At 45.6% G+C, this 25,047-nt stretch carries 27 protein-coding genes and 1 tRNA gene; 9 read left to right on the plus strand and 19 right to left on the minus strand.

What is annotated here, in order from left to right; all coding sequences use genetic code 11:
* Positions 1 to 78 precede the first annotated feature (78 nt).
* The 3 genes from tkt (at position 79) to PSBA01_RS08665 (ending at position 3,914) form a co-directional block, all read left to right on the plus strand.
* A complete protein-coding gene (gene tkt, locus PSBA01_RS08655) occupies positions 79 to 2,076 on the plus strand; it encodes a transketolase (RefSeq protein ID WP_186473924.1) in 1,998 nt (665 codons plus the stop codon).
* 274 nt (positions 2,077 to 2,350) lie between these two features.
* Positions 2,351 to 2,872, plus strand: a complete 522-nt coding sequence (locus PSBA01_RS08660; RefSeq protein ID WP_186473926.1) for a hypothetical protein — start codon at positions 2,351 to 2,353, stop codon at positions 2,870 to 2,872.
* Between the two features lie 61 nt (positions 2,873 to 2,933).
* The gene (locus PSBA01_RS08665) at positions 2,934 to 3,914 is read left to right on the plus strand and encodes an NERD domain-containing protein (protein ID WP_186473928.1); all 981 of its coding nucleotides are present in this window, start codon (positions 2,934 to 2,936) and stop codon (positions 3,912 to 3,914) included.
* A 3-nt stretch (positions 3,915 to 3,917) separates the two neighbouring features.
* Here the strand turns inward: PSBA01_RS08665 and PSBA01_RS08670 are convergent, their stop codons facing one another.
* The 3 genes from PSBA01_RS08670 to PSBA01_RS08680 form a co-directional block, all read right to left on the minus strand.
* Complete coding sequence (locus PSBA01_RS08670) at positions 3,918 to 4,262, minus strand: DUF779 domain-containing protein (RefSeq protein ID WP_186473930.1); 345 nt, start codon at positions 4,260 to 4,262, stop codon at positions 3,918 to 3,920.
* Between the two features lie 200 nt (positions 4,263 to 4,462).
* Positions 4,463 to 5,491, minus strand: coding sequence for an alcohol dehydrogenase AdhP (gene adhP, locus PSBA01_RS08675; protein WP_186473932.1), 1,029 nt, complete (start codon positions 5,489 to 5,491; stop codon positions 4,463 to 4,465).
* A gap of 237 nt (positions 5,492 to 5,728) precedes the next feature.
* On the minus strand, positions 5,729 to 7,255 hold the full coding sequence (locus tag PSBA01_RS08680) for an aldehyde dehydrogenase family protein (RefSeq protein WP_186473934.1): 1,527 nt from the start codon (positions 7,253 to 7,255) through the stop codon (positions 5,729 to 5,731).
* Positions 7,256 to 7,581: 326 nt separating this feature from the next.
* Between PSBA01_RS08680 and PSBA01_RS08685 the strand changes: the two genes are divergently transcribed.
* The 3 genes from PSBA01_RS08685 (at position 7,582) to PSBA01_RS08695 (ending at position 10,995) form a co-directional block, all read left to right on the plus strand.
* A complete protein-coding gene (locus tag PSBA01_RS08685) occupies positions 7,582 to 9,519 on the plus strand; it encodes an AAA family ATPase (RefSeq protein WP_186473936.1) in 1,938 nt (645 codons plus the stop codon).
* Positions 9,520 to 9,663: 144 nt separating this feature from the next.
* Positions 9,664 to 10,812 (plus strand): type I glyceraldehyde-3-phosphate dehydrogenase, encoded by a 1,149-nt coding sequence (locus PSBA01_RS08690; RefSeq protein WP_228724546.1) that lies wholly within the window; start codon positions 9,664 to 9,666, stop codon positions 10,810 to 10,812.
* A gap of 92 nt (positions 10,813 to 10,904) precedes the next feature.
* Positions 10,905 to 10,995: transfer RNA gene (locus tag PSBA01_RS08695), tRNA-Ser, on the plus strand.
* A gap of 217 nt (positions 10,996 to 11,212) precedes the next feature.
* On the opposite strand, the gene PSBA01_RS08700 is transcribed toward PSBA01_RS08695, so the two are convergent.
* The 12 genes from PSBA01_RS08700 to PSBA01_RS08755 all read right to left on the minus strand — a co-directional run bounded on the left by PSBA01_RS08700 (position 11,213) and on the right by PSBA01_RS08755 (position 19,369).
* Positions 11,213 to 12,382: an Arm DNA-binding domain-containing protein gene (locus PSBA01_RS08700; RefSeq protein WP_186473938.1), complete on the minus strand. Its 1,170-nt coding sequence runs from the start codon at positions 12,380 to 12,382 to the stop codon at positions 11,213 to 11,215.
* A gap of 334 nt (positions 12,383 to 12,716) precedes the next feature.
* On the minus strand, positions 12,717 to 12,914 hold the full coding sequence (locus PSBA01_RS08705) for a TraR/DksA C4-type zinc finger protein (RefSeq protein ID WP_186473940.1): 198 nt from the start codon (positions 12,912 to 12,914) through the stop codon (positions 12,717 to 12,719).
* On the minus strand, positions 12,914 to 13,060 hold the full coding sequence (locus PSBA01_RS08710; protein ID WP_186473942.1) for a hypothetical protein: 147 nt from the start codon (positions 13,058 to 13,060) through the stop codon (positions 12,914 to 12,916). Before PSBA01_RS08710 ends, PSBA01_RS08705 begins: the two co-directional genes overlap by 1 nt.
* A gap of 1 nt (position 13,061) precedes the next feature.
* Entirely contained in the window at positions 13,062 to 13,301 is a 240-nt protein-coding gene (locus PSBA01_RS08715; RefSeq protein ID WP_186473944.1) for a hypothetical protein, read from the minus strand.
* Positions 13,301 to 13,648, minus strand: coding sequence for a hypothetical protein (locus PSBA01_RS08720; RefSeq protein ID WP_186473946.1), 348 nt, complete (start codon positions 13,646 to 13,648; stop codon positions 13,301 to 13,303). Before PSBA01_RS08720 ends, PSBA01_RS08715 begins: the two co-directional genes overlap by 1 nt.
* Positions 13,649 to 13,651: 3 nt before the next feature.
* Complete coding sequence (locus tag PSBA01_RS08725; RefSeq protein ID WP_186473948.1) at positions 13,652 to 16,318, minus strand: toprim domain-containing protein; 2,667 nt, start codon at positions 16,316 to 16,318, stop codon at positions 13,652 to 13,654.
* Between the two features lie 27 nt (positions 16,319 to 16,345).
* The gene (locus PSBA01_RS08730) at positions 16,346 to 16,687 is read right to left on the minus strand and encodes a hypothetical protein (protein WP_186473950.1); all 342 of its coding nucleotides are present in this window, start codon (positions 16,685 to 16,687) and stop codon (positions 16,346 to 16,348) included.
* 11 nt (positions 16,688 to 16,698) lie between these two features.
* Positions 16,699 to 16,917, minus strand: coding sequence for an ogr/Delta-like zinc finger family protein (locus PSBA01_RS13450; RefSeq protein ID WP_416383501.1), 219 nt, complete (start codon positions 16,915 to 16,917; stop codon positions 16,699 to 16,701).
* A gap of 78 nt (positions 16,918 to 16,995) precedes the next feature.
* Positions 16,996 to 17,820, minus strand: coding sequence for a Bro-N domain-containing protein (locus PSBA01_RS08740; RefSeq protein ID WP_228724547.1), 825 nt, complete (start codon positions 17,818 to 17,820; stop codon positions 16,996 to 16,998).
* A gap of 73 nt (positions 17,821 to 17,893) precedes the next feature.
* The gene (locus tag PSBA01_RS08745; protein ID WP_186473955.1) at positions 17,894 to 18,847 is read right to left on the minus strand and encodes a hypothetical protein; all 954 of its coding nucleotides are present in this window, start codon (positions 18,845 to 18,847) and stop codon (positions 17,894 to 17,896) included.
* A gap of 59 nt (positions 18,848 to 18,906) precedes the next feature.
* Complete coding sequence (locus tag PSBA01_RS08750) at positions 18,907 to 19,170, minus strand: hypothetical protein (protein WP_186473957.1); 264 nt, start codon at positions 19,168 to 19,170, stop codon at positions 18,907 to 18,909.
* Complete coding sequence (locus PSBA01_RS08755; protein WP_186473958.1) at positions 19,160 to 19,369, minus strand: hypothetical protein; 210 nt, start codon at positions 19,367 to 19,369, stop codon at positions 19,160 to 19,162. Before PSBA01_RS08755 ends, PSBA01_RS08750 begins: the two co-directional genes overlap by 11 nt.
* A 108-nt stretch (positions 19,370 to 19,477) precedes the next feature.
* Between PSBA01_RS08755 and PSBA01_RS08760 the strand changes: the two genes are divergently transcribed.
* Positions 19,478 to 19,822, plus strand: coding sequence for a helix-turn-helix domain-containing protein (locus PSBA01_RS08760; RefSeq protein ID WP_186473959.1), 345 nt, complete (start codon positions 19,478 to 19,480; stop codon positions 19,820 to 19,822).
* Between the two features lie 3 nt (positions 19,823 to 19,825).
* Positions 19,826 to 20,059, plus strand: coding sequence for a hypothetical protein (locus tag PSBA01_RS08765; RefSeq protein ID WP_186473960.1), 234 nt, complete (start codon positions 19,826 to 19,828; stop codon positions 20,057 to 20,059).
* Here the strand turns inward: PSBA01_RS08765 and PSBA01_RS08770 are convergent, their stop codons facing one another.
* A complete protein-coding gene (locus tag PSBA01_RS08770; protein WP_186473961.1) occupies positions 20,060 to 20,278 on the minus strand; it encodes a hypothetical protein in 219 nt (72 codons plus the stop codon).
* A gap of 86 nt (positions 20,279 to 20,364) precedes the next feature.
* Here PSBA01_RS08770 and PSBA01_RS08775 point away from each other — a divergent pair, with 86 nt between their 5' ends.
* The gene (locus tag PSBA01_RS08775) at positions 20,365 to 20,832 is read left to right on the plus strand and encodes a hypothetical protein (RefSeq protein ID WP_186473962.1); all 468 of its coding nucleotides are present in this window, start codon (positions 20,365 to 20,367) and stop codon (positions 20,830 to 20,832) included.
* 171 nt (positions 20,833 to 21,003) lie between these two features.
* Here the strand turns inward: PSBA01_RS08775 and PSBA01_RS08780 are convergent, their stop codons facing one another.
* The 3 genes from PSBA01_RS08780 to PSBA01_RS08790 are packed head-to-tail and all read right to left on the minus strand — an operon-like array spanning position 21,004 to position 25,036.
* On the minus strand, positions 21,004 to 21,993 hold the full coding sequence (locus PSBA01_RS08780) for a contractile injection system protein, VgrG/Pvc8 family (protein WP_186473963.1): 990 nt from the start codon (positions 21,991 to 21,993) through the stop codon (positions 21,004 to 21,006).
* 2 nt (positions 21,994 to 21,995) lie between these two features.
* Positions 21,996 to 22,430, minus strand: coding sequence for a phage tail protein (locus PSBA01_RS08785; RefSeq protein WP_186473964.1), 435 nt, complete (start codon positions 22,428 to 22,430; stop codon positions 21,996 to 21,998).
* Positions 22,430 to 25,036 (minus strand): phage tail tape measure protein, encoded by a 2,607-nt coding sequence (locus PSBA01_RS08790; protein WP_186473965.1) that lies wholly within the window; start codon positions 25,034 to 25,036, stop codon positions 22,430 to 22,432. Before PSBA01_RS08790 ends, PSBA01_RS08785 begins: the two co-directional genes overlap by 1 nt.
* Between the last annotated feature and the right edge of the window lie 11 nt (positions 25,037 to 25,047).

The following is a 25,047-nucleotide window of genomic DNA, read 5'->3' on the forward strand; positions in this document are numbered from 1 at the left end:
CTATTTAGATATCTAAGCAAATTCAGTTCAATAACCTTTTTTAATCAAATAAACTTTCCTTTAATATTAGGACACGCTATGCCCACCCCAATTAACGAACGTAAACTAGCCAATGCCATCCGTGTACTGTCGTTTGACGCGGTTCAAAAAGCCAACTCTGGACATCCGGGTGCGCCAATGGGTATGGCTGATATTGCCGAAGTTTTGTGGCGCAAATTTTTGAAGCACAATCCAGCTGATCCTAATTGGCACAACCGTGATCGCTTTGTACTGTCAAACGGTCATGGCTCGATGCTTATTTATTCATTGCTACATTTATCAGGCTATGATGTCAGCGTTGATGACCTAAAAGGTTTCCGTCAGCTGCATTCAAAAACCCCAGGTCATCCTGAGCTTGGTTACACGCCTGGTGTAGAAACGACTACTGGTCCATTAGGACAAGGTATTGCCAATGCCGTTGGTTTTGCAATCGCAGAGAAGACACTTGCGGCACAGTTCAACCGCGACGGTCACAACATCGTTGACCATCATACCTATGCGTTCTTAGGCGATGGTTGCTTGATGGAAGGTATCAGTCATGAAGTGTGCTCGCTCGCTGGCACGTTGGGTCTTGGCAAACTGGTATTCTTCTATGATGACAATGGCATCTCAATCGATGGTAATGTCGAAGGTTGGTTCACTGACGATACCGAGGCACGCTTTGAGTCGTACGGCTGGCAAGTGATCAAAGTCGATGGTCATGATACTGATGCCATTACGCAGGCAACTGAGCAAGCAATTGCAGAAACTGCTAAGCCAAGCCTAATTATTTGCAAAACGACTATCGGTGCTGGTAGCCCGAACAAACAAGGCCTTGCGGCCAGTCATGGCGCGCCACTTGGTGATGATGAAATTGCCTTGACTCGTGATGCGCTGTCTTGGAAACATGCCCCATTTGAGCTAGACGATGAAATCTATGAAGCGTGGGATGCCAAAGCCAAAGGCGATGTGCAGCAAAAGAACTGGGATGCTGACTTTGCAGCATATAAAAAAGCCTATCCGGAGCTTGCCGCAGAATTGTCACGTCGTTTAGATGGTGAGTTGCCTGCTGACTTTGCTAGCCAAGCGAAAGCGTACATTCAGCAAACGCAAGAAGCGGGCGGTGATGTTGCTAGTCGTAAAGCCAGCCAAAACGCGATCAACAGCTTGCAGCCATTACTGCCAGAACTACTAGGCGGCTCAGCAGATTTAGCGGGCTCAAACCTCACGTTATTTAAAGGCGCTAAAGGCATCGAGAAAGACAGCGATGGCAACTATATCTATTATGGTGTGCGCGAGTTCGGTATGACCGCGATTGCCAATGGTATTGCATTGCATGGCGGCTTTATCCCTTACGTAGCGACGTTCCTGATGTTTATGGAATACGCACGTAATGCGGTACGCATGGGCGCACTGATGAAGCAGCGCGTCATCCATGTCTATACGCATGACTCTATCGGTCTGGGTGAAGACGGCCCAACGCATCAGCCAGTTGAGCAATTGACGAGCCTACGTACCACGCCAAACCTACGTACATGGCGTCCTTGTGATGCTACCGAATCTGCTAGTGCTTGGGTAGAAGCAATCAAATCAGAAAACAACCCATCCGCATTGATCTTTAGCCGTCAAAGCTTGCCACATCAAGCACGTGACAGCGAGCAAGTCGCGAACATCACCAGAGGTGGTTATGTACTGGCGAAAGAGCAAGGCGAGCTACAAGCTATCATCATCGCCACTGGTTCAGAAGTTGGCCTAGCGATGGAAGCGTACGAAACATTGAGCGCAAATGGTGTTGGCGTCCGTGTGGTGTCTATGCCATGTGCTGAGATTTTCGTTGAGCAAGAGGCGAGCTATCGCGAAGCGGTACTGCCCGCCAATATCCGTGCTCGCGTCGCAGTAGAAGCCGCGCATGTGGACTACTGGTATAAGTTCGTTGGTCTAGATGGCAAAGTCATCGGTATGACCACTTATGGCGAATCTGCTCCAGCTAGCGACTTGTATAAAGAGTTTGGTATCACGACTGACGCTGTGGTTGAAGCGGTAAATAGTTTGGTGTAATAAACCTGACTTAGTTAGTGTTTAAGAAAAAGCCATCAGAGAAATCTGGTGGCTTTTTTTATGGTTTGATTTTTGGCTTTAGAGCTGTTGATTTGGTCTACTTATATCGATATTATCAGTTGTGAAATAATTGCTATCGTTAGTACTAAAATTTGTGTTTCGACGCGATGATTTAGTGGTAAGTACGAACTATATTTCAGTTATAGTTTAACAGGTATACTGGATGCACTGTATAGAATAAAATTTATCTTTATTCAATATATTGAGAAAAACGATGCAAAACTTTATTCAAATCATATCTGAAAGTACAGAATCAAATATTGAAAACTTTAATAGAGTCGAAGAGTTAACTCGTAAAGAGCTTGAAAATTTAGGTTCAACTAGGTTGGTACTAACACTTCAAAAGATGCAGTGGGAGAGAAGTATTTTCGCTATAGGAATGTTTTCACTATTTGAGGCAGTTGTTCAAAAGGAACTCAAAATCGAGAAAGGCTCAGCCTTTAAAGAGCTAAAACAAAAGCTTAAAAGTCATCATAAGATAGAGTTACTTGAAAGTTTTGAGGATTTTTATTACGCAATCAATGTATTGAAGCATGGAAAAGGCATGTCTTACGCAAAGCTTTTGGAGAAGCAAAGTAATCTACCGTTTGAAATCACACCAGCTGGTTCAACATTTAGAAACGAAGGTGATGTGTCAGAGATAGAAACTCTAGTTTGCGTAGACAATAATTTTTTAGAAAAATGTTTAGCAGTTATTTGCAAATGCTATGATGAGCTATTTAGAATTTCATTATAATGTCTGTCTTGCTGTTACGTCAGGTCCATCATTTATCTTGTTATTGAACTGAGATAAAACCATGTCCCTAAAATCCACCTTCAAAGGTTTCCTAGGTGAAACCGTCATCAACGTCGCCATGTGGCTAAAGCTTGAAAAAGACGTTTATCATCGGCTAAACAATGTCACTTTGCCATTAGCCAATGGTGGTAGTACGCAAATCGATCACGTCATCGTCTCTGTATACGGCATCTTTGTCATTGAAACCAAAAACTACAAAGGTTGGATATACGGTAGCGAGAAGCAAAAGCAGTGGATACAAGCTTTTCCAAATGGAAGTAAATTCAAATTCCAAAATCCGCTACGTCAAAACTACTTACATATTAAGACGCTCGCAGATTTATTAGGCTTGGAGCTGAGCTACTTCCATTCGATGATTGCTTTTATCGGTGAGTGCGAGTTAAAAACCCGCGATGAGTTGCCCGAGCATGTATTGACCAGTGGTATGGTCTCGTATGTAAAGAAAAAACAAGATAAGCTACTCACTGAAGACGAGGTTTCATCTATCGTTGAGCAAATTAATAGCAATAGATTTAGTAAGTCTTGGCGCACCAATCGGCAGCATAAAGCTTATCTAAAAGATAAGCATAGCAACCCAAGTAAGAATACTGAGAATCCTACACTTGAACCAATAGTTAAAGAAACTGTAAGAAGAACTCCTCTAAAAAGTAGGGAAGCACATGGATGGTCTGGTCAAACTGAGGTTGAATCTACCGCATTACCAATTGATAGTCTAAATACTCAGCAAATAATCAAACCGCATGATATGGCTGATAAGGTTTTTCTTACGCCATTTGAGATTATAGAATCTGAGCCAAAAGTGAATGAACCTGCGATACTTAAAGCGACAGACCATGACGCTAATATCGATCAAGCGCCAACCTGCCCAAGATGCAACGGCGAGATGGTCAAACGTGTGGCAAAAAATGGCGCACGCCAAGGACAGTCCTTTTATGGGTGCGCGCAGTTTCCTAAATGCCGCGGCGTGGTTAATGTAAGCTAATATCTATTTAGCGGTTTCATCATCGATCGCACACACCTCAGAGCGCACGATAAAGCGTTTGCCTTCAGGGATTTCTAACGAAAAACTCGCACCGCGACCATTGACGACATCAATGGTCAAATCGGTATGCTGCCATAGATTGTATTGTGCGCGTCCCATATAAAATGGACAGCCAACAAGCTCACCAACCAGCACATCCTGACCGCCTACCTTAAACTCTCCTAATGGATAGCACATCGGCGAGCTACCATCACAGCAGCCACCTGACTGATGAAACATCAGCTTTCCATGCTTGGACTTTAGTAGCTCAATCAACGCCTTACACGACTCTGTTGCTGCCAGTTTCATATCGTACTCCTTCTTATGGCCCATCCATGGTTTATATAATTGCTCTCTAGTATCAGTATGCCACAGTCAAATCAAAAAGGTCGCATCATCTTCAGACACATCACAACTGGCATATGACTAAAAAGATACGACCTTCGGCTGATAATTGACAGTTGGAATAACTATGCAATAAGCTTATAACACTGTCATTTTGCTATCCGTTATTGATTATAGTCGATGACGATACGACCTTCGATTTTGCCATTACGCATCCGCTCAAAAATATCATTGATGTTCTCTAACGGCTCAGCTTTGACGGTCGCTTTGACTTTGCCAGCCGCTGCTATATCTAGCGACTCTTGTAAGTCAAGACGTGTGCCAACGATAGAGCCGCGTATAGTGATACCATTGAGTACAGTATCAAAGATTGACACCGGGAAGTCGCCAGTGGGGAGCCCGTTACATACTAAAGTACCACCGCGACGTAACATGGTTAAGGCTTGATCAAAAGCTTTTGATGATACTGCAGTGACTAACACGCCATGAGCACCGCCGATCTGCTCTTGGAGATACTCGCCAGGATCGGTGTCTTTAGCGTTGACGATGACTTTGGCGCCCAGCTTTTTGGCGAATTCAAGCTTCTCATCGTCGATATCGACCGCCGCGACATTAAGGCCCATGGCAATGGCGTACTGAACGGCCATGTGCCCAAGTCCGCCGATACCTGAAATCACTACCCAATCACCAGGCTTGGTATCCGTCATTTTTAGGCCTTTATAGACAGTGACACCTGCGCATAAGACAGGGGCAATCTCTACAGAGTCGACGCTTTCTGGGATAATGCCTACATAGTCGGCGTCCGCCAGGACATACTCTGCAAAGCTACCATTCACCGAATAACCTGAATTTTCTTGCTTTAGGCACAACGTCTCCCAGCCACCTAAACAATGCGTACAGTGTCCGCAAGCAGAGTAGAGCCAGGGCACACCGACTCGGTCGCCTTCTTTGACGTGATGGACGTTGTCGCCGACAGAGGTGATGATACCGACGCCTTCGTGTCCAGGGATAAATGGTGGACTTGGTTTGACTGGCCAATCTCCTTCAACGGCATGAAGGTCCGTGTGACAGACGCCTGAGGCCTCCATTTTTACTAAAATCTGACCGGCACCTACGGTTGGGATGTCGACTTCTTCGATTTTTAAGTCTTGACCGAACTCATGTAATACAGCGGCTTTCATTTTGTTAGTCATGATAAGTTCTCTTTTATGGGTGATTGATAGATGTCGATATACAAAGTTGTTGCGATATTGCATTCAAAATATGCAAACACCGTATTTTGAACGCAAGACTGCTACAAATTTTTCCTGCTGTGCGCCTAAGCGCATTAGAGGATATAAAAATTCGTTTCAGTTTTTTTATTTAGATCTTTGTAGCGAGCGGGCTATGTAACACTTGTGATAACCCGCTCCATGATTAGAAATGATGGTTTAGAAGAAGCCCATTTTTTTAGGGCTGTACGACACCAGCATGTTTTTGGTTTGCTGATAGTGGTCGAGCATCATTAAATGGTTTTCACGTCCGATACCAGATTGTTTGTAACCACCGAACGCTGAATGTGATGGATAAATATGATAGCAGTTGGTCCATACGCGGCCTGCTTGGATACCACGTCCGAAGCGGTAAGCTTTGTGTACACTACGTGTCCAAACGCCCGCGCCTAAACCATACAAGGTGTCATTGGCAATCTGCATGGCTTCGTCATCGTCTTTAAAAGTAGTCACGGCAAGGACAGGTCCAAAGATCTCTTCTTGGAACACGCGCATATCGTTGGTGCCCTCAAAGATAGTTGGTTTGACGTAGTAACCGTCTGTCAAGTCGCCATCGTGCTTAGCTTGCTCGCCGCCGACGAGCACTTTTGCGCCTTCTTTTTTACCGATATCAAGATAAGATAAAATTTTCTCTAATTGATCTGAGCTGGCTTGCGCGCCAATCATGGTGTCGGTATCTAATGGGTTACCCATCTTGATGGCTTCGACGCGGGCGATACAGCGTTTGATGAACTCATCATAGATGCTCTCATGAACGAGTGCCCGCGATGGACAGGTGCAGATTTCACCTTGGTTCAGTGCAAACATCACTAGACCTTCGACCGCTTTGTCCAAGAAGTCATCGTCCTCATCCATAACATCGGCAAAGAAGATGTTAGGGCTTTTGCCACCAAGCTCTAACGTCACTGGAATGATGTTTTCGCTCGCGTACTGCATAATGAGGCGCCCAGTGGTAGTCTCACCTGTAAAGGCAACTTTATTGATACGAGGGTTTGACGCAAGTGGTTTACCCGCTTCGACACCAAAGCCATTGACAACGTTTAGCACGCCTTTTGGCAAGATATCAGCGATGCCGATAGTCTCTAACATGAACAGAATAGAAACTGGCGTTTGTTCGGCTGGCTTTAGAACGACACAGTTACCAGCAGCAAGGGCAGGTGCTAGCTTCCATACGGCCATTAGGATAGGAAAGTTCCAAGGAATGATTTGACCGACGACACCAAGTGGCTCATGAAAATGATAAGCCACAGTGTCTTCGTCAATCTGACTGATACCGCCTTCTTGTGCGCGAATGGCGCTGGCAAAATAACGGAAATGATCAATGGCTAGAGGGATGTCGGCTGCGAGTGTCTCACGAACAGGCTTGCCGTTTTCGTAACATTCGGCAATCGCAATCGCTTCTAGATTGGCTTCCATGCTGTCAGCAATTTTGAGTAACAAGTTGGCACGTTCAGTAACACTGGTCTTGCCCCAAGCATCTTTGGCAGCATGCGCCGCATCTAGGGCTTTTTCAATATCGGCTTCTTTTGAGCGGGCGACTTGGCAAATAGTTTTACCATCGATGGGGCTTGTGTTATCAAAATACTCTCCATCGATAGGAGCAGTCCACTCACCATTAATAAAGTTATCGTATTTTTCGCGGAATTGGACCGGACTGTTTTCAGTGTTGGGATAAGCGTATAACATTAACCACTCCTTGGTGTGTATGTTGGTTATTTAAAATATGACTATTTAGAGATAGCCATTGAAAAATAAATCCTTGGTCTTCCTAACCAATTTATTATTCTATCGTACTGAGCTTTTGTGCAGAAAGATAATGACTTTTTATAATGATATAATTTGTATCACAAAACTTTCGGTTATACGATATAGGGCGGTTAAAGTGGTTCGCAAAGCGGATGCAGCTGTTATAATTGTGAGCATCTACTTTGGCTTGCTGTGGTCAATTAATTAACCAGAGCGGCTTTGTTTTTTATACTATTTCTTTTCATAATATTGGTTGGTTTGGGTCTATGCGTCAATCTTCTGCTCTTGATATTCTAAAAACAGGTCAAAACGTCTTTTTGACTGGCTCAGCAGGTTCAGGTAAGACGTATACCCTCAATCAATACATCGATTATCTACGCGCTCGCCGTGTACCGGTTGCAGTCACAGCCAGTACCGGTATCGCTGCCACCCACATGAACGGCACGACGATTCATAGTTGGTCGGGTATTGGTATCAAAGATGAGCTGTCTGATCGCGATTTGACCAATTTATCTCGTAAGCAGTTTTTGGCAGACAGATTAAAAGACACGGCAGTACTGGTCATCGATGAGATATCGATGCTACATGCCAAGCAGCTCAATTTGGTCAATCAAGTACTCAAGCATGTCCGCAAAAACGACAAAGCCTTTGGCGGCATCCAAGTCGTGGTCGCAGGAGATTTTTTTCAGTTACCGCCGATTGGTAGTAAAGGCGAGAGCAATCGTGAAAAGTTCGCCTTTATGTCTGAGGCGTGGCTCGATGCCAAATTTCATATTTGCTATCTGTCAGAGCAGCATCGACAGGTTAGCGAAGCGGCAAATGGCGGTTTAGACTTAGATGATATTCTCAACCAAATCCGTCGTCAGGAAGTGACCTTTGAGGCGATTGCCGCTTTAGAGAATACTTACGATCAAAGCGTCGATATCAAGCGTACTCGCCTGTACACGCACAATCTCAATGTCAATAAGATTAATGACAAGGAGCTGGCACTGTTAGACGGTGAGATGATGCGTTTTGAAGCCACAACCACGGGCGATAGTAAGCTGGTTGAAACCTTAAAAAAGACCGTACGTACTCAAGACGAGTTGGTTCTCAAGGTGGGCGCCAAGGTCATGTTTATCAAAAACAATGCCGAGCTTGGGGTGTCCAACGGGACGATGGGTGAGCTGATTGGTTTTGCTGCGGTCAAAATAGAGGATAAGGAAAGTAGTGACGCGTTAATCGAAGACGATAGCAGCGATGACATTGATGAGGAAGCTGCTGGCGAAAAAACGGCAAAAGCTAAGAAGTCCGCTGCTAAAAAAGACAAAGAAAAGCCAAAGTCCAAGAAACCAACGACCCAGAAAATGCCTGTCGTGCGGCTTAATTCAGGACGAGAAGTCATCGCTGAGCCTGAGGAGTGGATCATCGAAGATGAGACGGGTGAGGTGCTAGCAAGTTACTTACAAGTACCGCTGTGTCTAGCATGGGCGATCACTATTCATAAGTCGCAAGGCATGACCCTCGATGCCGCTGAGATTGATTTATCGCGTACCTTTGAGTTGGGACAAGGTTATGTGGCCTTATCACGTCTCAAATCGCTGGCAGGATTGCAGCTACTGGGTATGAATGACATGAGCTTGCAACTTGATCCACTGGCACGCGGCGCAGACAAGCGGTTTTTGGTCCTGTCTGAAGAGGCTGATGCCAACTATGCGATGCTGGATGAAGAAAGTATGCAGCAGGCGCATGAGAAGTTTGTTTTAAAGTCAGGTGGTACGCTCAGTCAATCCGTGATTAACGCCTATGCCGCGCTGCAAAAAAAGCGCCGCGAACAGCAACAAGCGCAAATCGATAAGAAGCAGAAATTAGGCAGTCAAGTCTCTGACAAATCAGAGAGCACTTTGCTTGCAACCAGAGTGCTATTAGAAGAGAGCTTGACTATTGCGGAAATTTCACAAGCGCGTCAACTATCACAGTCCACCATCATGCGCCACATCGGCGAGCTAAAATCACAAGATCCAAGCCTTGCCTGCCACCATCTGCGTCCAGAGGATGAGGTCATGACAGCGGTTGGCAACGCTTATGTCGCCATCAAAGTTGCCAATAACCCAAACGACTTCAATGATGATGGCAGTATCAAACTGCGTCCGATATTCGATCATCTCAAGCAAAGCATTGACTACAACACCATTCGTTTGGCATTGATTTTTATCACGCCATAGTTTGTTATGACAAGATAGTTTGTTATGACAAGATAGATTTTACGGCATTGTCGGTTTTTTGAACAAAAAATATTGAACCAACTGTTAGAGCGTGTCTAAAGCGACAACGCCCATTCTTTATATCCCTTTATAGTGATATCTTTTATGCCTGATTTTTCTAGCGCCACTTATCAATTGACCTCTGACCCGATAGCGGCGACCTATCGTACCACTGGTGAGCACTCACAGCCATTGAGAGTGGCTATTAATGGTTTTGGTCGTATCGGGCGCAATGTACTGCGCGCCTTGCTAGAGCGCTTTGAAGTATTAGGACGTGCAATCCATGTCGTCGCAATTAATGACTTGGCACCAGCAGATATTTTGTTGCATTTATTAAAATTTGATAGCACGCATGGTCGCTTAAGCCGCTTGGGGGTCAGTGCTGATATTATCGAGAGCGGGGGCGATAATGAGCATAAAACTCAGCTCTGTCTCACCAAAAACACTCTGACTTATTGTATCAATATGCTCTCAGAACCCAATCCACAAAACCTACCTTGGCAGTCGCTAGGGGTCGATGTGGTACTAGAGTGCACCGGTCACTTTCGCTCATATGAGCAAGCGATGCTGCACATCTATGCAGGCGCACAGCAGGTGATCATCGGTGCAGCGCCATTCGATGATGTGGATGCTTGTATCGTTATGGGGGTCAATACAGATGCGCTCATGCTTGATTTACCGATTATCTCCAGCGTTTCTTGTACCACGCAGGCATTGGTGCCGCTGATTGACACATTGGATAAAGCGTTCGGCGTCAAGTCCGCTATGATGACAGAGATTCATGCGGTTACCGCCGATCAGACGGTGCTCGATCAAGCGCATCGAGATCCCAGACGGGCGCGTGCTTCTGGCTACAATATTATCCCAACGACCTCGAGTAGTATTGCTGCGACGGAGCGGGTATTGCCAGCGATGGCGGGCAAAATAAATGGACATTCAATACGGGTGCCCACCATCGATGTGGCAGCGATTGATGTGACCTTTGTATTTGATACGCCAGAGGTCAGCGTTGATATTATCCGTGACGCCCTTCAATCTGCCAGTCAGACGCATTTACGTGACATCATGGCTTATACGGATGAGCCGTTGGTCTCTAGTGATTTTATTCATCAAACTGAGTCGCTTATCATAGATGGTCAGCAGCTCATGCAAGTAGGCGAGCAGTACAAGGTTTTTGCGTGGTACGATAATGAATGGGGGTATGCCAATAGACTGCTCGATATGTGCCTGCATCTGGCCTCAAGCAAGCGATAAATCAGTGGTTCAAAGGTATTTGCAAATTAATTGGATTTTTTTAGATTAGGGGCTTGCATTATAAAAGGATATCTATATAATGATGCACCAATGGAGACGTGGCAGAGCGGTTGAATGCACCGGTCTTGAAAACCGGCAAGGGTTCATAGCCCTTCGAGAGTTCGAATCTCTCCGTCTCCGCCAAATATCGGGTAATAGCTGAATATGCTGAAGCCCTTACAGAGCCTACCTTGTGTAGGCTTTTTTAATACCTAAAGAATAGTGCTAGCTTGGTGGCGTGGGCAGGGTTATGGGTTGGGTTTTATGACAAAACTATGATAAATATGTTGTGAACGCCCATAAATAAAGGGTTTCTAGCGAATTAACGTTAGAAACCCTTTTTATTGTGTCGTGGGCTGGGTTATAGGTCGAGGGCTTTGCTGAGTAGTCTTATTATGTGGCCAGAATCTTGCGGTATGAATTTGCCATAGTGCTTGTGGATCATATCGGTATTACTATGGCCTAGCTGTTTGGCCAACCACTCAGCTGAGACGACGCCAGTCGAAAGGACTTGGCTTGCATAAGTGTGACGGCCGTTATTAAGCGGTCGATAGTCTATATTGATACTCTCGAGGTAATCGCGCCATTGGTGGCGCAGCTGCTCATAAGTGTGATGGGTACCAGTATTCGGATTATGCCAAAGAAACTGTAATGTATGTGCTCGTTCGGTACGATGATCGCGCTCAGTAATCATAACGGTCTGCGCTGGGTTATCTTTGATTAGATCCAGTTGACTGCGTAGCGCTTTGATTACTACAGGCAGTAGTTCGACTTGTCGCTTACGCCGTCTGTTCTTTGTGACGCGATATTTGCCTTTTACTACGCCGCGCTTGATATAAGCATAGCCATCATCTAAGTCTAGGTCCTCTATGGCCAATGGTAGCAGCTCATGCGATGATAATCCTGACCAGAGCATGACTGTCCATAGATTGCGCCGCGCCTGGTCCTTTTCTGATTGTGTAATGAGACTTATTTCGCTTTTATCAAAGGGGTATATGTCGTCTGGATCGTTAAAGTTAAGCTTGATGTACTGAGATGGGTCGTTTACTTGTGCCTGATGCCGTGACCAGTAGCCGTAAATCTTGCGCCAAAGTCCTAAGATCTCTTTGATGGTATTGGAGCTGAGCTGCTTTTGTTTGACCAAGTCGCCATAAACCCATGCTTCGACGTCTTCTACGCGGATTTTAGCTATCTGTTTGTGCGTCCAATGGTCCGCGATGTGGTTTTCTACTTTGCTTAGATATGTTGTCCATGACGTTGGCGATACTAATGAGGCCTCTGTGGTGCGCCATTGGTTTATATAGTAGCCAAAGTAAGAGGTTTTGCGCTTAGGAGAATGCGGAAAGGTTTGATCTCTATCAAACGTGCCCATTTTAATTTGAGTGTCAATCGATTGGGCTATGGCGTTTGCTTTGGCCAAGTTGGTATCAGTGGGCGGCGTATCGTAAAGGGTTTCGCGGTCGCGCTTGCCGTGTTCGTCGCGCCACCAGATACGAATGCTGGTTTTGAGAGGTTCTATGCCTGCTGACATGGTTTATCCTTTGATTTCAGGTCAAAAGTGAGGTTATAACTTAACTTCGCTACGGTAAACGAGCGGTAATACTACGGTAGTAAAAAAAGAGGTAATAGAAGTAATTTATCTATTATCTCTTTTTATGATATTGATTTGATTTATATTATTACTTACCTTTAATAGGTAACTTTTAGGTATTTTTACTGGCTTCTTTTACAGTCATAAACCGTTTGGCCAACGTAGAACTTACCTAAGCGCTGGCATTCCGTCTTAACTATGTTGTGAGCTATAACGCTGCCTACGTTATACGAGATAAAAGAGGCTATCAGCATCCAAAAGATTGACTTTATCATTAGCGTCTCCTTTCTAAAACGGTTTGGCAGTCAATGCAGTACTTGACGCCGCCAAGCTGTTGCCGTTGGTAGGGGATGTCTTCACCACAATCTAAGCATTCGGAATATGACGGTTCGCTGAACTTTGCGGCTTTGGCCAATGAGCGATCTAAGCTCTCTTGAGCAATATCGTTTGCTCTGTCTATGTCGTCTGCCATTACTTTTTACCTTTTGATTTGGTTTTACGGTTGTTCTTTGGGTTATGGGGAATGCTGTTTGGTCCTTTAAACTCAAACGGCGCAATCTTTTGGGCGTGAGCTAAATACGCATGGGTAATATGTTTTAAGTAGTTGTCGCCTGACATACTAATCTCCAATCTTTATTTCAGTAAGTGATACGAATTTGCGCTCTTGATAAACTTCGACTTCACAGCGCATGATGATTTTGTCGCCTCTGATTTCATAACGCTTGCCTTGATAAAGTTCGCGCTGCTTATGGGTCGGGTGCATTGAGCAGTCAATCATTTGGCCAGATTCGGTGTCGAAGGTTATCCAATGCAAGGGACTTTGCCGATCGTAAGGGAATAGGGCGCGGACTAGTTTCATTAATCTTCCCTCCTTAAGATCCCATCGCCATTAGCTATATTTGCTAAGCACTTGTACCCACCCTCAAGCCCAATGCCATCACGGTGTTTTTTTCTGAATGCAGGCGTTACTTTATCTCCTAGATAATAAGCTCGATAAACTCCATTGATGTGATCAATTAAGCGAGGTTTATTTATGAAATACTTTTTTATACCTTCGCCGTTGGCGACTACCCATTTGTATCGCTTTGGTATACCTTTGAAGTCTTCTTGGCTTACTATCTTTTCGTTACTATTGGCTGTTTCTGCTAAATTTTTCAAAAGCGTTACTTTACCGTTCCGTCTTGGTCTTTCTATTAATCTACTCATGATTCAACCCTCCATACCATTTTCAAAGACCCAGCATTTGACTGTCTTACTGCCAAAGACGGCGCTTGATACCGCGACGTTTGAATCTACAAATTTATTTTTCTGACTAGATTTTAGTAATCGCTTCATCTCTGTTTGATCTGGTAGCCGCTGACCTTCTTGCTGCGCTATCTTGTAAAATCTCGGCAAGTTGATTGCAATACGCTTTTTATCCGTATAGTGATTCATCTCACACTGGCCTAAAGTATTGAGATATTCGTAAATCTCCCAGAACTGCTCGACCAGAGGATGATCACTGGATAGCCTGGCCACGCGCTGATGTGACATTTCAATCAATGTGGTTTTTGCCGACTTAGCTTGCTCCTCAGTCATGACGTCCTCGAGTACATGCTGATGTAAGCAATCGACCATCGCTGCTATCTGCGCATGGTTGAGCGCGATACGGGTATGAGTGATACCGGCTGCATGATAAAAGACCTCGTATTCTCTAACCTTTTTCTTATAAGTCGTTAAGATAGCCTCTTCATTGCGAATGGCTTTGGCCATAAACTGACTGGTGACGTCTAACGGTATGCGGTCGAGCTCATCAACAATGTGTTTACCCTCAAGCGTTTGACCTTCGCGGGTTAGACGGATATGCAGTAAGCGTGTGAGCATAGCTTCAGAGGCTTGGATGGGTTCGTTTTGACTAATCATAATCGCCGCGCGAAACGGTGGCGAGTAGGTATCATTGCCGTTATTCTTAACGCCGCGACTACGAATGCTACGACCGTTAAACGCATCTTTGAGCTGATCCCATTCAAACTTTGAGTAAGACTTTTTACCGTCTTCATCGTTACGGTCGCCTTCGATAAGCGCGATAGGCATGTTGGATACTTGAGCAAACTCACGATAGATAGCGACTGAGGTTGCCTTGCTTGGGTCAAAGCCTTCATAGTCTTCACGGCCAGATAAGCGCCAAAGAAACTCTAAAAGACGTGATTTACCTGCACCGGCTTGGCCCACCAGTTCAAAAAAAGGATAACTGCGATCGATGGCGCGGATCTGCTCAGCAAAGTAAGTGCCAAGCCACCATGCCATGACAACGGTACCATAAGCGCCGCGAACTTTATTAAACTTGGTCCACCAGTCAAAGGTGGGCTTATCTTTGGTGTTGAGCTGTACGTTTGGAGAGTTGGCTAAAGACTTTACTTCTAAACGGCCTAACTTGAAGTAATCTTGATTATTGATGGTGACAGCTTTTCCTTTGTGTACCGCGATATCATTGAATATATACGCGCCAAACTCTTTGCTGTAGCCTATAAAGTCAGTAGTTTTGACTTCTTTGAGCGCTTCGGTCTGATGGCGCATGATGATATCGAGCTGACCGGCAGCGCCCGTCCAAAACACACCGGCATAAACGGATAGTAGGCGCGGCTTGAACTTAGAAGGACTAGATAATTGGTCGCCGGTAATAGTAGTAGTGACATCGCCTTTGGCCGTGGCCACGCGCATGAAGTACCAGGACTCATCTGTAATCTCGTTACGTTGAAAATAAAGTGCTTCAATCTTAGCGTTACAAACCTCGGTCACTTTACTTGAGTTTTTGACAAAGTCCGGCATAGACTCGTCAAGGTCAGTCATATCGCTAACACTATCTAAGTAGTCATCGACTTGATGCTTTTCGACACCAATGCAGCTAGATAGCGCTTTAGTGTCTAGTTCAAACCAAAAGGTGCGATAGTTATATTCAAAATAGAAGCTACTGCGCTTGGTGTGCATGTACATGATGACAGCCGACTCCATAGCGGACTTAGCTGTCAGTATGTCGCCATAATAACGATAAGTTTCGATATGCTCAGCCGTCAAACGGCCCATCTCGTGCAAGTCGTTCCAGTCTAGCTGACGGTGCTTCTCATACGGTGGTTGCGCGGCCTTGCATTCAAAGCCCATATCCTCAGCTAATTTTATACAGCGCTGAATCCCGCTCTTACCGGCTTTGTCGTTATCGAAGGCCCATACTAAGATAGGTAGCGTGTGTTTTGCTTTGACATATTGGCTCTTTAGCTCATGCAAACTATGCTCTGGATAGTTGCTGCAGCTGATGCTACTAACGGCATCAATACCGTGCTCGGCTAGCGCCATGGCGTCAAAGATACCTTCGGTTATCCATATCTCGCTAGGCATCTGAGTGTTAGCCGGATGCCACCACCAGTAGCCATTAACCTTGTAACCATATTTTATATTTGCCTTGCGCGGGAATCTGTCAGCCTTATCGATGATGCGCTCCCACCAGCCGCCGTTTGGTAAGGTAAAGCGTACCGTGGCTGAGGAGATATTGAGCTTATGGTCTGTGTAGTGCTCTTGGCTGTAACTGCCTTTGACTGATTGGATACTTAGGCCGCGTCCTTCATTTAAATAAGCGTCAGCGGCGGCATTGGGGTTAATGTCCGTCTGCTTATATGTAGCAGACCAATCGGTAAATAGGTCAGTAAAGAGATCTCTGACGTGGACTTCCATGCCGCATTTATTAAGCCTGCCACATTTGACCACGCGCGGCGTAGTCGAATGGGTATATAGTGATTTTTTATTGCAGTCTGGGCAACGGCCCTCACGGAGCCATTCGCCGCTTACTTTGAATCCGTAGTCCGAAATCAAGCGGTCTACGACTTTGTCATTAATTCGTGTCATGGTATTACCTAGTTTCTATAGAGAGTATTAAGCGTTTTCTGCTTCTTGAATAATTTTTTCGACTTCTTTGATCCAAAAATCGCTACCCATTATTGCCTTGTAGGTCTGAGCTTCCTGCTTTAGGTGTCGCTCGGAGAACTGACATAGCGATACAAGTACTGGGGTATGCTTTTTGTCATGATCTTCTTTGGCTAAATGCTCGGCTAGCCTATGTTTGCGTGTTAGGTAGTCGCTTTTGTGAGAGTGAATAGCAGCGCAAAATACTTCGCTCAATGAGTCTCTTATATCGGTCGTGAGATTAAATGGGTTGTACTTGTTGCTTGGAATGGTTACCTCACTAACCGGAGATTGGGGAGTTGGAGTGGTCATCGTGATTGTCCTTATCTACTCAATGCAGCTGTAACTTCAGGTTTTGGCTGCAGACTGGGTTGTATTTGTCTTGATATCTCAACACTAACTTTGGCTGAGAAAAGACAGTCTGGATTACGGCAAGCGGCGGTCAGCTGCTTGGTTAGTGCACTAAATATAACGTGCCCATGTGTGTACATTCTTGACCCACAGTGAGGACAATTTATATATGCTGATTTCGAACTTGCCATAAGTGCTCCAGATGAATTATTGAGTGGTTTGATTAGTCATCGTGGCGACTCCTTTCAGGGTTTTTAGTTTTAGGGTTACTAGTGAGTGTTTGGCATAACAAACACCCAGCATTTCTTAGTGCTACCAGTAATAGTGCTGTTAATCGCGTGGTTGCTGTCTTTAAACTGAGGTATCAGACTGTGCTTAAGTGCTGACAGCATGGATCGCCGCTGGGGTAGCTGCTCCCCTGCGGTGCTATATATCTCAGGCAAGCTAATCGCTAAGACTTGCGGGTCACGGCTGTGATTAATCTGCTGCAAGTCTAGCTGACTGACGGTGTCCCAAAACTGGTCTAGCGCGGTCTGCACCTGCGGCGGCAGATTAGGTAGCGTGGGCTGCTGAGCGCTACGCTGCTCTGGGGTATGAGTTGCTTCATAAAGACTGCTAATCACCACCTGCTCGCTACGATTGGTAAGCTGCGCCATTTCTGGAATGGTCAACGACTGCAAGTAGCGAGTCCAATCAGCATTGGATACTGATATAGGCGTTGGCTCTGCTACTGGTGCGCCTACTTCTGAGTCCAATATGTCTAGCACCCAAACGCGGAAGTCCTTAGCGACCTTAGTGCGTGCCATCATGGCAATGAGGTGGCAGCCGCGAAGGGAGAATATTCTAGTGTCTTTTTCGCTGTTACCGTTTCCAAAACCCTTGGTGGTCAATTTGACCACCAAGGTCATTGCCGATGTGAATTCATTAGCGTTACGGCTATGTATCTTGGTTATAGAACGAACATCTGAATAATCTAAAGCCTTTGCCAAGTCACTGGCTGTCATCCAAATCTGACCGTTACGCATCACCGGATTTAGAGCGATGCCGTTAAATGCCAATGGCATTACTTCGTTGTTACCTTTCTGCTGATTCATCGTGGTGTTTCCTATTATCGTGGTTGAAAGTCTGAGGGAGATGTTCTCCCTCATGCATGAGTAAAAAAAGTATCTAGTCAATCGGTGGTAGCAGTAAGCCAACGCGCTGATAGAAGGCTTGGGTGTGCTCACCCTCACGACGGTCTTTGAACAGGGGTACTAGCACACGCTGCTTGTCGCCGTTTTCATCGTAGTAGGTCTTTTCAGCGAAACGGCTGACATCGATGTCGTGATAGTAAGCAGGTAGCTCTACGCCGTATCTCTTACATAATCCTATCAATATGCCTTTATTTCTTTGTTCTTCAGTGATGCTAGGAACGTAGAACTGGCGTCTTGTGGTTTTGTTATTGCGGTTGGTCACGCTTCGTCTAATGATGCAAGGCTCTGTCATCTCCATCACTGGTGCAGCGGCGGTCGGTGCGGACTCGCTGAACTGCTGCTCAAACTCACTGCATGCCTGAGCTAAGTCAATGTTAGGGGTATCACTTACCGGCTGTGCCTCTGCTACTGGCTTTTGGAATATCCAGCATTTGATCGTCTTGCCGTTATATACCTTGCTGCTGACCGCTACGTTTGAGTCGATAAACAGATAGCGACAGCTGTCATGCAAGTGCTGCTTTAGCTCAACCATGTCATCTGGTAGGGGTTGGTTGTTTTTCTTAGCCACGCTATAAATATCATTGAGATTGATCGCGATGGTGTCGGCATCGTCGCTATGATGGTTGACACGACCACCCCTATTTAAACTGTCTAAGTTATCCAAATAGTCATAGACATCCCAAAACTGCTCAACCATAGGATGATCTAGGGTGTCGCCTAGTGATGATGAAAACGTCAGCTCTCCCTCATTAGATAGCTGAGCATAGATACCGCTAATAGTCTGCTCGATATCCGCGAACGCGAATCGCAAGTCCTGACGGTTGATAGTGACCGTCTCTGATGAGGTTGAGCTAGTGAGCTGCGCCATCATGGCGACATGGGCTTGAAGGTTGCTAAGTGTGGCTAAGGTTGAGTTAAGTTGTGACATCGTGGTGTTTCCTTCTTTGGTTGAGTTAAGTTGTGACATCGTGGGGTCTGGTTAAACTACTAAAGTGAATCTGTTGCGGTAAATTTACCGCTAGGAAAGCGCAGTTTTACCGTTGTTACGGTAACGTCGTTTTGCTTAAACTTATCGTGTTGATGGTTAATGATGATCTGATCTGAGCGCTCTAGTACAAACTGTCTGATAGCCGTTGCCTCTTGACTGATCCCTGCTAGGCGCATGGCAAACTCAAAGCGGTCATGCTCGGGGTCATTCATATAGCTATACAGACGGCGGTCGCGGACGTTGTCCCAGTTTTTATGAGTCATTACCGATCCCCTTAGCGTCGTGGTCCGACGGCTGTAGTAGGGCGGCGAACTTGCTCATAAATTCGGTATCGCGCTGTTGATACTCGGCGATGATCTCGGACATAAGCTCCTGTTGCTGCTTACCGGTGTCCATCGCCTTGTACTGGATGTATTTGCGCTGTGATTCAGGCAAGCGCGTGGCAAACATGACTTGTGACATCGTGGATACTCCATTATTGAGTTTTGTGATAAAGTGTTATCTGTCTTACGAGCTAACAATTGCATTATTCCATAGTCATATGGATATGTAAAGGATTTTTGTCGCCATATGAAAACATTTACTGATGATAACATTATTGAAGGTCTGTCTAAGCGTCTTGTTATGGAGCGTGAAAGGCTTGGATTAGCGCAAGAAACAGTCCGAGATGCCTTGGGTGTTGCCCATTCAACATTCTCAAGATACGAGAACGCCAAAAGGCTACCTGATTTAGGATTAGCCAAAAGGCTATCTGATTTAGGTTATGACATGGGTTATGTGGTCACAGGAAAACGTCTTGATACTTCTGCCAGTGATCTGACTGAAGATGAAATGCAATGGTTAGAGCTATATCGAAATAGCCAGCGGCGTGCTGAACTGGTAAGGCTGATAAAGACTTATGAGTCTATGGAGTAGATGATGGCTAAAGATAAAAACAGGTTTTTGATGGAACCACTGAACGTCTATCACGAAAATTCATTCTCTGACATGCTGGCTCTATACGCGCGTGATATAGAAATTACATTGAGAACGGCTGGGGCAGTGGTGGACGAGGACTATGACTACAAGATGCTGATGGAGCTAGCACAACCTTATGTACTAGCCCTGCAAAAAGAAAAAACGTTAAAGTTGAGTGTTAATTTTGATGAGTAGTTAACTATTCAAACTCTGAATGGTATTAACACTGGCATCACACACCTGTGCGATGTCTTTAAAGATGACCTCTAGCTGCTCCAATGATAGCGGCTCGGCATGGGGGGATAACTCGCACAACTGCCCAAGGGTGTGAGCATAAGCGGCCACTCTCGCTAGGTCGGCGGCTATGGCTGCGGTATTCATGCTAGTGCTGCTTGCTGTTTTGTTATTAATCATACTGATTGTCTTCCTAGACTGGTTAGTTTGATTAACTTTTGTTCTGTTGATTGGGTGAATTTTAAAGTATCTAAAAGGAAATGATGATGAGTGATGACAACCATAACCAGCAGGTGATTGCTCGACTTGATATATTAGACAAGAAATTTGATGCTCTGATTAATGCTCTAAAAAATACTAATGCTACGACTGCCAAACCTAGGGCTGCCCTAGACTCACCAGTAAAGCCAAAACGTCACGACACCATATCTAATCAAGGTCTACCTGCTACGCCTATCGCACCAAAAGAAGCTCGACCCGTTAAGAATGACCGCCGTGATTACGCGATGGTCTATAAGGATAGTGGCGGCAATCTGTCTGAGCGTGATATCAATGTGCGTAAGGTGCATGCTAAGAACGGCAAACTCTATGTGTCTGCCTATTGCTTCAAGCGTATGCGTATTAAAGACTTTGTAGCCAGTAGTATTGTCTCTTTGCATGATATCGAGCGTGATAAAACTTTTGTAGACACTGATGAAGTCTATGCAACGCTAGGTGAGTGGATGGTAGAATAGGTTATGTTGAGCATAAAAAAAGCCCTGCAAAATAGCAGGGCTTTTCGGTCTCTAATATAAGTTGCTTGGGGCTGAAATCCGCGCCACGATTACACGGCCACCTTATTCGAGTTAGTTAATTAGGCTAACCTTATATCGATGCTCCCAAGCAAGATTTATTATAACACAACATTATTTCAATGGGGCCAATAAATCAAGCTGACTTGTCAATCCGCTAGACTTGCCATAGTCGTGCACCGCCTTGTCTACCGTCCACTTCAGCGCATCGATTTCAGCTTTAAACCCTTGTAGTGTGATGGGGCTTTCAGTAGTCACAGCGGGGTAGGCGTAGGCCGTGCTAATACTAAACTTGGCCTGTCTATCTTTGATACGTTTTGATTCCGCTTGTGCGGCGGCATTGGCGGCGTCTTTACTCTTATACGTTCCTTTTAGTTTTTTTGTCTTACTGCCACCTTTGGTATCGACTGTGCTACGTTTGGCAGCGTCTTTATCCTGATAGCTGGCCGATACATTATCATAATCGGCTTGTCTATCTTCTACGCTATAGCGATAGCGATCACCCGTTTGCTTTGTGATAGTGGTGATGTCTAGCGGATGACCGCTAGCGCTGACATTGCTATTAGCGGTAAATATCAGTAGCTTGCCGTGCTTGATATTTACCACAGCGCCGTACTGATGACAAAGCCGCGTAAGTAAATGGATGTCGGACTCATCGGTTTGATCGACATGACCGACATTGATAGTAGATAGATTGGGCTTGATAGATAGCTCTAGCTGCTGACGCTTAGCGATTATATCGGCGATCTCTCCTAGTGTCTTATTATGATACGACTCGTTATGTCCTGACTTGAGTGATGACTTAAAATCTGCAGACTTAGCGCGTATGCTGATCGTGTCCGGCGCTCCTGACCACTCGCTACTATCTACTATGTAGGTTCCCATATCGACAACGCCGATATCAGCAAACCCCATCCAACACTGTAGACGCACACCGCGCTTAGGAAGCTCCAATGCGCCGTCATGATCATCTAGCGTAAGCGATAGCTCATCAGCGTCCATATTCTTATTATCTGTGACCGTCACACGCATGAGACGTGATATAACCTGATCATTAAGGGGCTTGTTATCAGCACTTAATCTGATGATAGGGGTACGTAGCATGCTTATATCTCTTGTGTTTGGGTGTCTTGCGTCATCGCTTTGTCAGTCTGAATGCGATCATCATCAATACGAGTCAGCTTCATGGTGCCATCTATCTTACGTGCCACGCCGCGATTGGTGATATGGCTGCGCGTTTCATCGATAGCAGTAATTGCAAAGACGCCGTATAGATAGCCGCTGCCGTCAATCAGCACATATCCGCCGCCGGCGTCGGCCATCTCTGACAGATCGTCGATAGATTGCCGATTGCCGAAGCCGTGTGACTGATAAATCATAAAAGGAATCGTCATCGTCTCTTCACCAGTACCGGTGAACTGATACTGATCGCGCCCCTGCGCTATGCCGTTACTACCATACGACCATGACCGGCTACGCTGTAGCTCGCTATAAGTCATAGTGTCTACATCAAATACAAACTGCCCTAGTGCTAATAGCATTACCAGTCCTCCGCGATGTCATATAGTGCTGTGTTATTGCTCTGGCCGCGCTGTGTCTTAGCTACTTCTTGCGCCACTAGTTGAGCGATTTGCTGTTCGGACTGGCCCGGTTGTGCATTGATAGTGAAATGATTCACTATCGTAGGTTGAGACTGTCCGGTGACTCCACCCATCATAGCGCTTGCCATAATCGGCTTACGGTTATCAAAGCGAATCTCGCTAGTGTCCATCGCTGCGCGTAAGCTGTTGCTGGTTTTGAGCATGGCGTCTACAGGGCTATTATTTGCTAGTAAGCCATTGTTTAGCCCTTGCATCATGTAATCGCCGTAATCCGTGAAGACGCGGCTGGGCGAGCGAATGCCTAGCAATCCTGTGAATGCGCCTTTGACTCTACCGGCTACGCCTTTTATACCTTCGACGACAGCGTTGGCTTTGCTCATAATACCGTTTTTAAGGCCGTCCAACATATTAGCGCCATAAGTATAGAACGTCGCACCAAGTCCAGATAAGTAAGACCAAACGGCTGCAAACGCTGACATAAACAAGCTGACAGGGTTGAAGTTCGATAAGAAAGTGTTTAGTGCTTGAATGCCAGTACTGAAGATCGACTTTATCCATTCCCATGCTGCGGAGACGCTAGCGGTAATGGTTGACCAAAGGGCAATAAAGAACTCTTTAATCGGGCCCCAGTTTCTATAAATAAGGTAAGCGGCCACTGCGAGCAATGTAATGGCAATCAAAATAGGATTGGCCATCATCGCCGCGCCAACTGTTTTTACTATACTTAGCATAAACATTAAGGATTTACCAATAAGCGCTACTGCTGACACCACCGCTTGACCAACAAAGCCAAATAATGACCAGAGCATCTTAAGCGGCCCCATTAGCGTACCTAATATGCCTGACAAGCCACCAAGCGTAGCGAATGATGCTCGCAGCAATGCCATTGGACCAAGTATGGTTAATAGTATCGCGCCAAAACTACCGATTACGATTGCACCAATGGCTAAGATGCCAAATATCTTGCCTAGTGTCGCTACCAGTTCGGGATTGGCTTTTGCCCATTCAGTCATCTTTTGTGCGCCCGTAGTCAGGCCTTGTAAAAAATCACGCAAAGCGCCACTATTGGCATCAAATATAGCTGTACGAAATCCGTCAACAGCACTGGTCATTGCTTTAAAGTCGCCCAGAGTGTTATCGCCCATTGTTTTTGACAAGTTAGCAAGCTCTCCATCAGACCCTTGCAGGTCTTTAATGAGTTGTTGTAACTCACCATTCCCAGCATACTCAACGAGCTTTAGCATTGAGTTGCTGGCATTAGCGCCTGATATTTCAGAGAGTATGGTGTTTTTATCACCAGTCCCCATGTTCTTGGTTTTTTCTGCAATTTCTTCTAACAACTTAGGAATGGGTCTCAAATTCCCCTTAGCATCAAGCGTTTGTATTCCAAGCTGTTTCATTGCCTTAGCAGCAGGGCCGCCACTATCAGCAAGACGTGACATGATTGCACGCAACGCGGTACCACCTTCAGAACCTTGGATGCCTGCATCGCCTAGCTTTCCAGCCATTCCTGCCAACTCTTCCAAACTAACATTAAGTCCTGATGCACCGGGCGCGGCGTATTTCATTGTTTCGCCAAGCATGCTTATATTTAAGTTTGCTCTAGTAAACGCGGCAGACAAAACATCACCAACCTTACCCATGTCTTTAGTTGGGTCAAGACTCATTCCTGATAAGATATTTGATGCAATATCGGCGGTCGCTGGTAAATCAATCTTCCCTGCTAACGCTAAATCAAGCATACCGGGCATGGCTGCACGCACTGCTTCAGGAGTAAATCCCGCCATCGCCAAAAACGCTTGACCACTAGCAGCATCAGCTGATGTAAATTGAGTTGTTGCACCCAATATTCGAGCTTGTTCAGCTAACGCTTTAAATTGTGGACTGTTCTTGTCTAATCGCGTTAATGCTTGAACTTCACTTAAATTAACTTCTAGTTCAAGGCCAGGCCCTAAGAACATTGCTGCGCCATAAGTTGCGGCTGCGCCACCAGCGGCCAGACCCATTGCCTTATTGCGCATATCACCCATCTGCTGCGATTGCTGCTGCGCGCGCCTGACGCGATTCATACGCTCACGCTGCTGATCCAGCCGTCTGTTAGCCTCGGCTATTTGATCTGCCAGTCGACTTTGATGACGGCCTAAATCACTGGTAGATACGCCTGCTGACTCAAGCCGTCGCCTGAGCTGTGCTAGCGTCTGGGTCTGATCATTAACATTACGACCCAGTCTATCCACGCTACGAGAGGCTGCATTGAATCGATTGATCAGGGTTTGGGAGGGGTTGTCAGTAGACTCAATTTGCTGACGCAGTGAGTTCATGCGTTGACGCGCTGTGTCCAGTTTACCGCTAGTCTCAGTGAGCTGACGCCCCATGTCTTGAAACGCAGTAATTCGATTTTGTGTCGCTTCTAGTTTTTTGACAGCACTACGCGCGTCATTGAATGCATCAACTGAGCGCGATACTTGTGACTCGATACCGCGTAGCGGCCCACTGATATCATCAATGAGCTTGAGCGTAGCCGATAGATCTAAATTACTAGCCATGTCACGCGCCT

This window comes from Psychrobacter sp. KCTC 72983 (assembly GCF_014280455.1).
Taxonomy (GTDB): domain Bacteria; phylum Pseudomonadota; class Gammaproteobacteria; order Pseudomonadales; family Moraxellaceae; genus Psychrobacter; species Psychrobacter pacificensis.

Excerpts from the sequence above, each read along its gene's own strand:
- PSBA01_RS08680 (WP_186473934.1), bottom strand. The coding sequence starts at position 7,255 with ATGTTATACGCTTATCCCAACACTGAAAACAGTCCGGTCCAATTCCGC.
- PSBA01_RS13450 (WP_416383501.1), bottom strand. The coding sequence starts at position 16,917 with ATGGCAAGTTCGAAATCAGCATATATAAATTGTCCTCACTGTGGGTCA.
- PSBA01_RS08670 (WP_186473930.1), bottom strand. The coding sequence starts at position 4,262 with ATGAAACTGGCAGCAACAGAGTCGTGTAAGGCGTTGATTGAGCTACTA.
- PSBA01_RS08715 (WP_186473944.1), bottom strand. The coding sequence starts at position 13,301 with ATGAAACTAGTCCGCGCCCTATTCCCTTACGATCGGCAAAGTCCCTTG.
- PSBA01_RS08745 (WP_186473955.1), bottom strand. The coding sequence starts at position 18,847 with ATGTCACAACTTAACTCAACCTTAGCCACACTTAGCAACCTTCAAGCC.
- PSBA01_RS08780 (WP_186473963.1), bottom strand. The coding sequence starts at position 21,993 with ATGCTACGTACCCCTATCATCAGATTAAGTGCTGATAACAAGCCCCTT.
- PSBA01_RS08685 (WP_186473936.1), top strand. The coding sequence starts at position 7,582 with ATGCGTCAATCTTCTGCTCTTGATATTCTAAAAACAGGTCAAAACGTC.
- PSBA01_RS08775 (WP_186473962.1), top strand. The coding sequence starts at position 20,365 with ATGAGTGATGACAACCATAACCAGCAGGTGATTGCTCGACTTGATATA.
- PSBA01_RS08765 (WP_186473960.1), top strand. The coding sequence starts at position 19,826 with ATGGCTAAAGATAAAAACAGGTTTTTGATGGAACCACTGAACGTCTAT.
- PSBA01_RS08785 (WP_186473964.1), bottom strand. The coding sequence starts at position 22,430 with ATGCTATTAGCACTAGGGCAGTTTGTATTTGATGTAGACACTATGACT.
- tkt (WP_186473924.1), top strand. The coding sequence starts at position 79 with ATGCCCACCCCAATTAACGAACGTAAACTAGCCAATGCCATCCGTGTA.
- adhP (WP_186473932.1), bottom strand. The coding sequence starts at position 5,491 with ATGACTAACAAAATGAAAGCCGCTGTATTACATGAGTTCGGTCAAGAC.
- PSBA01_RS08705 (WP_186473940.1), bottom strand. The coding sequence starts at position 12,914 with ATGGCAGACGACATAGACAGAGCAAACGATATTGCTCAAGAGAGCTTA.
- PSBA01_RS08790 (WP_186473965.1), bottom strand. The coding sequence starts at position 25,036 with ATGGCTAGTAATTTAGATCTATCGGCTACGCTCAAGCTCATTGATGAT.
- PSBA01_RS08700 (WP_186473938.1), bottom strand. The coding sequence starts at position 12,382 with ATGTCAGCAGGCATAGAACCTCTCAAAACCAGCATTCGTATCTGGTGG.
- PSBA01_RS08770 (WP_186473961.1), bottom strand. The coding sequence starts at position 20,278 with ATGATTAATAACAAAACAGCAAGCAGCACTAGCATGAATACCGCAGCC.
- PSBA01_RS08750 (WP_186473957.1), bottom strand. The coding sequence starts at position 19,170 with ATGACTCATAAAAACTGGGACAACGTCCGCGACCGCCGTCTGTATAGC.
- PSBA01_RS08710 (WP_186473942.1), bottom strand. The coding sequence starts at position 13,060 with ATGTCAGGCGACAACTACTTAAAACATATTACCCATGCGTATTTAGCT.
- PSBA01_RS08730 (WP_186473950.1), bottom strand. The coding sequence starts at position 16,687 with ATGACCACTCCAACTCCCCAATCTCCGGTTAGTGAGGTAACCATTCCA.
- PSBA01_RS08740 (WP_228724547.1), bottom strand. The coding sequence starts at position 17,820 with ATGAATCAGCAGAAAGGTAACAACGAAGTAATGCCATTGGCATTTAAC.
- PSBA01_RS08690 (WP_228724546.1), top strand. The coding sequence starts at position 9,664 with ATGCCTGATTTTTCTAGCGCCACTTATCAATTGACCTCTGACCCGATA.
- PSBA01_RS08760 (WP_186473959.1), top strand. The coding sequence starts at position 19,478 with ATGAAAACATTTACTGATGATAACATTATTGAAGGTCTGTCTAAGCGT.
- PSBA01_RS08665 (WP_186473928.1), top strand. The coding sequence starts at position 2,934 with ATGTCCCTAAAATCCACCTTCAAAGGTTTCCTAGGTGAAACCGTCATC.
- PSBA01_RS08660 (WP_186473926.1), top strand. The coding sequence starts at position 2,351 with ATGCAAAACTTTATTCAAATCATATCTGAAAGTACAGAATCAAATATT.
- PSBA01_RS08720 (WP_186473946.1), bottom strand. The coding sequence starts at position 13,648 with ATGAGTAGATTAATAGAAAGACCAAGACGGAACGGTAAAGTAACGCTT.
- PSBA01_RS08755 (WP_186473958.1), bottom strand. The coding sequence starts at position 19,369 with ATGTCACAAGTCATGTTTGCCACGCGCTTGCCTGAATCACAGCGCAAA.
- PSBA01_RS08725 (WP_186473948.1), bottom strand. The coding sequence starts at position 16,318 with ATGACACGAATTAATGACAAAGTCGTAGACCGCTTGATTTCGGACTAC.